General features: G+C 61.9%; 1 protein-coding gene. It reads right to left on the bottom strand.

Going from position 1 to position 741, the window contains the following annotated elements; all coding sequences use genetic code 11:
* The coding region (locus AC0L2R_RS33790) for a YggS family pyridoxal phosphate-dependent enzyme (RefSeq protein ID WP_473514113.1) at positions 1–734 on the bottom strand (734 nt) is incomplete at its 3' end.
* Between the last annotated feature and the right edge of the window lie 7 nt (positions 735–741).

A 741-nucleotide genomic window follows, 5' to 3' on the forward strand; every position in this document is an offset into this window, starting at 1 on the left:
TTGCCGAAGATGGCCTGACCGACGCGCACGACAGTGGCGCCTTCCTCGATGGCTTCCTCGAAGTCTCCGGTCATACCCATGGAGAGCCCGGTGAGCGCGGCGTTGTGCTTCACGGCTTTGTCCCGCAGCCGGCGCAGCAGAATGAAGCAAGGCCGCACCTTGGCCATGTCGGAGGAAAACAGCGCAAGTGTCATCAACCCGCATGGCCGGAGACGGGGAAGCTGATCGAGGGTCTCCACGAAGGGCAGCAGTGCGTTCGGATGGAGGCCGAACTTGCTGTCCTCGCCAGACGTGTTGACCTGCACATAGACGTCGAGGAAGCGATCTTCGCGGTCCAGCCTCGTGTTCAGAAGGTCGGCGAGCCGCAGGCTGTCGAGCGCATGAAACTCACGCGCGAAGCGGGTCAGATATTTGGCCTTGTTGGTCTGCAGATGTCCGACGATGCTCCAGTCGATGGCGAGATCGTGAAGCGCCTCGCTCTTTGTCATTGCCTCCTGGATCTTGTTCTCGCCGAAGGTGCTGATGCCGACGTCGAACGCATATCGCAGGATATGGGCCGGCACCGTCTTGGTGATCGGCAGCAACCGCACGGAGGCACGGTCGCGCCCGGCCCGTGCGCAAGCAAGCGTGATGCGCTCTTCAACCGACGCCAGATTGGTGCGGAAGCTGGTAAGGGGATCAGGCCCGAAGCGTTCGACGTCCTCGGGCGAAAGCGGCGGATTGTTCGTGCCCATTGTGATC

The sequence above is a fragment of the Mesorhizobium sp. WSM4820 genome, from assembly GCF_055811075.1.